Origin of the sequence: Aporhodopirellula sallentina SM41, assembly GCF_000346505.1 — a bacterium.
Taxonomy (GTDB): domain Bacteria; phylum Planctomycetota; class Planctomycetia; order Pirellulales; family Pirellulaceae; genus Rhodopirellula; species Rhodopirellula sallentina.
In genome coordinates this window covers 1-3,834 of the sequence record NZ_ANOH01000240.1, presented here as the reverse complement: position 1 = coordinate 3,834, position 3,834 = coordinate 1, and the positions used below count along the sequence as shown (strand labels likewise).

Here is a 3,834-nt window from a genome sequence, read left to right as displayed (position 1 = left end):
AGGAGAGGTCGAGTTAATTGACCCGACTATCGCATCGAACTCTCACTTAAATGCGATGTACACAGCGCCATTTAACTTCGTTCTGAACAATCAACGCACCGGGCAAATCAACCTGAACTCCATCAATGAGTTCCAGATATGGAGAGGCCTGATGCTCGGCCACCTGAACGACCAGGAGGCAACAAACCCAAACGGAACCACAAATCAAAACGAACTCTCCTGGGAGGCGTTCCTAGCCAGTCGTCGTGGCTACGCACTAGACGAGACGACTGCTGATGTCACTGGAACTGGCACCGTCAACTACGACTCCACAAAATTTGATTCGGAATATCCAACGCAATTCGCGGGAGTGTTTACCGAGTCTAGCGTGTCTAGTGCCTTCCCGTCTCTCCGTACAACTTCAGCAACTGATGCCATGCAGCGTCGCGTCCCAGACGCAAACTTATTCCGAACGAGAGGAACAGCCGACCTGCGCTCTTACACGAGTGGATTAAGTGGTGAGGCACCTCGTCAACTCATCCGGAGCCCCGACGAATTCCCCGAAACTCAGCGATGGCCGATTTGGCAAACAGGCGCGATTAATCCAACCGGAGGGAATTTCCATCGGGACAGACCCCGCAATCCTGCGATGCATTTCCAGACCCTAATGCGATTGCCCAACTTAGTGTCCGATAACTCACAAGTATTCTTAATTCGGATGACAATCGGCCTATTCGAGGTAGATGCCAACAACACGATTAGTCTTGGTGCTGAATACGGCGAGTCCACTGGTGAGGTAAAACGCTTCAAGGCCATGTTCATCGTTGACCGTTCAATCCCAGTCGGATTTGCACCAGGTCAAGACTTAAATGCACGCGACACGGTCATTTTCGAGAGGTACTATCAGTGATCAACAAACCGAATACTACGAGGCCAGCGAAGGGAATCCATAGTGGTTTCACCCTTGTTGAGATGTTGATTGCAATGGCAATCACATTACTGATGATGGCAGCGGTAGCCAGGGCATTTGCGTTTGTCGGCGCGAGCGTGCGTGATAGCCGCGGCAATCTAACTTTATCAAGTGATCTAAGGGACATTACCACGAGGCTTGATGATGAACTACGACGATGTACAGTTTCGCTAGAACCCGCAAGCGGCTCTGGCCCTGACCCCGCTGGCTATTTTTTATACGCAGAAGGGCCCTGCACCGATGCAACCTCGACGTTGTTCGGACGCAATAATTCAGCCATCAGTGGCGATGGGTCCGCGGTCGCTGAGGATAGTCGATATGGCGACATCGACGATTACCTCGCCTTTACCGCAGTTGCACCACCAGGCAGTTGGTTCACAGGCAAAGTACCTGCATACGTATTAGACTCTGGAGTAACAGACGCAACCCCGGTCGTCATTCGCTCAAAGTATGCGGAAATAGTTTACTTCACCAATCCTGAACGTGATGGGACTGGAAATATCGTTGACGCGGATGGCAACAATTTGCCAGACAGGCTACTGCTCTACAGGCGTGTGCTTCTTATTCGCCCGGACCTCAATCTAAGAGCTGACGGAAGCATCTTGGGCATGACCCCTGGGAGCGATTGGCTAACGGGCATGTCCAACATTCATCAACTGTGCGATCTCTCAGTGCGTCGCAGCTCGAACTCCGACGGTACTCCGAATCTCTCTGCGTCAGCCAGAGTAATTGCCAACTCTTTGAGCGATCTTTCTAAACCTCACAATCGTTTCGCACACGTGCGTGTGCCTTGGACGACGCTTGCTGGAGGTGGTGGAGCATCCACTTCCATGCCGATCCTGGCGCTGGAGGCCCCAATCAACTTGATTGCAAGCGTGACCGACGGAACGGAGACCAGCACACCACCTTCGTACCGACCACCTTATAGTGATGCCACAACAGAGAATGTCGTGACACCTGCGAATTGGTCTGGCTATCTTCGGCGCGAATTTGTGTTGTCAGGAACCCGAAAGGGAGAAGATGTAATTGCAAATAACGGCCGAGCATTCGACGTCCAAATTTTCGACCCGAACGCCGCCTTCTATCTTTCAGATGCGAATCTCGTCATTGGCCCAAACGACGCCGGGTATCGAGAGGTTCTTTTTGGATCAACCGGTCCAGACGTGCCTACCCTCGTACCTGGCGGTGGTTTCGTTGACCTCGCGTACCCGGTCCTGGCAGGCGGATCCATGCGAGGCTGGCAAGCAAGACGCATAGCAACCCTTACTAGTGCTTCGACAAGTCCAGGGAACGCCGCAATTTCAGAGGACCTGCACACATCTTCAGACAACCTAAACATCCAACGCCTTCAATCGACTTTCTCAGGAATTGAATTTGGCGGTACTACATTCCCAACGGTTGCATCTCAGCAGACGTATGCGTCTTCACTTCTTAAGTCCGGCCGCCTAGTAATTAGCGATGCAAATGAAATTGTGCTATTTCAGCCCGCATTCGACACCTACACATCTAGCTACGAACGCGATGGAATTTACCAGGCACGCCGATACTCTGGCGGTATCTTCCGCGGCACCCGTTGGCAGGTAATCAGTACTGCTAATTCCGCGTTTGCTGATTGGGGCGCGGATGGAATTGATTCCCGCCCCGCAGGTACGTTTTTTCCTTTGCTGGGAAACGACGACATCGCTGAACGAGAAACATCAGCTCCCTTTACTACAAAACCGGAAGCAATTCGAATCTCAGTACGCCTGGAGAACACTGGCACGCGGCAACTCCGACAGGCGTCAGTCGTCTATCGCGATAATCAATAACGAGAACGTGGATTGCGAATGCCGGAACTTCGCTGCGCTTGGTCCGGCCTACGAATGACAACCTGCATGCTGGCTACCGTGGTGTGGCTTGTCTCGGTTGGAAACGCTCGAGTGTCCTGGCGCAGCACGTTTTTCCGGTAGGTGGTAGTGGAGCTGACCGAAACGACTAGCCTTCTTGGGCGTCCGCTGGCGTTTGGCCGAGGATGATGTCGAAGTGGCAGGACCATTCGGGGATGCCGGCCTTGGTGAGCTTGGACTCTTCGAGCTTGCGAAAATCACCGAGCAACAGGTCTCGCTGCTGTTTCTCCCGAACCTGCCGGAAAACACCGTCGCGCGGGTTGCCGTCATGGCCACGAATCAATAACTGCGTCGTCAATATTTCGCGACCGTTCTGCGAGACTTTGATGTGAATGTGTGGCGCCGGCCGCCCTGGGTAAGGCACCGGTTTGATCGTCCGAAAACGGTAACCTCCATCGGACGCGGTCTCGAACTTGCCATACCCCTGAAAGTTCTGATCTTGCTGAGACTTCTTGCGGTCACTGTCTTTGGAGTGCAAGTAAACCGCGTTGGCGTCGCACTGCCAAATTTCCACCGTCGCTCCCCGCAGCGTCGATCCCGCGGGAGTCAACACACGGCCCGTCAAATGCGTGATCTCGCCCACCGCAGGCGTCGTCCGGTCCCCGATCACGATCAAGTCGTTGTCTTGGTCGAGTGGTAGCCGATCGGGATAAAACGGCCCCTCAGTCAACCGAGGTGTCGGCTCGAGCAACTGATCCGCAAACGCACCCCGAGTCGAAAAAAACACCGCCCCTCCCGCCGTCATCGCCAGACGCCGTGAAACCGATTTTGAACGCAATAACATGATCCCGATCCTTTCCAAACAAACAGCAATCCAACCACCCAAACCGTCCCTCCATCATCCCAAATCCAGCCCCCCATTTCCACAACAATCCCCAACCCCAAGACAATGAAACACGCAAACCACACGAAAGAAAGAACGAAAGAAAGAACGGAGACCAGCTTTCGTGTCATTCGTGTGTTTCGTGGTCATCAACCCCCGCACCAACCAACGCCTGA

At 53.4% G+C, this 3,834-nt stretch carries 2 protein-coding genes and 1 pseudogene; 2 read left to right on the top strand and 1 reads right to left on the bottom strand.

The genetic code is table 11. The annotated features are described in order from the left end of the window. Both RSSM_RS33785 and RSSM_RS16410 read left to right on the top strand, forming a co-directional pair. Positions 1 to 889 (top strand): annotated as a pseudogene (locus tag RSSM_RS33785) (hypothetical protein); the annotation flags it as partial. Further along, positions 886 to 2,757 (top strand): prepilin-type N-terminal cleavage/methylation domain-containing protein, encoded by a 1,872-nt coding sequence (locus RSSM_RS16410; RefSeq protein ID WP_008680995.1) that lies wholly within the window; start codon positions 886 to 888, stop codon positions 2,755 to 2,757. The pseudogene RSSM_RS33785 and the gene RSSM_RS16410, both read left to right, overlap by 4 nt. A 166-nt stretch (positions 2,758 to 2,923) precedes the next feature. On the opposite strand, the gene RSSM_RS16405 is transcribed toward RSSM_RS16410, so the two are convergent. Further along, on the bottom strand, positions 2,924 to 3,619 hold the full coding sequence (locus RSSM_RS16405; protein WP_044302767.1) for a dioxygenase family protein: 696 nt from the start codon (positions 3,617 to 3,619) through the stop codon (positions 2,924 to 2,926). Between the last annotated feature and the right edge of the window lie 215 nt (positions 3,620 to 3,834).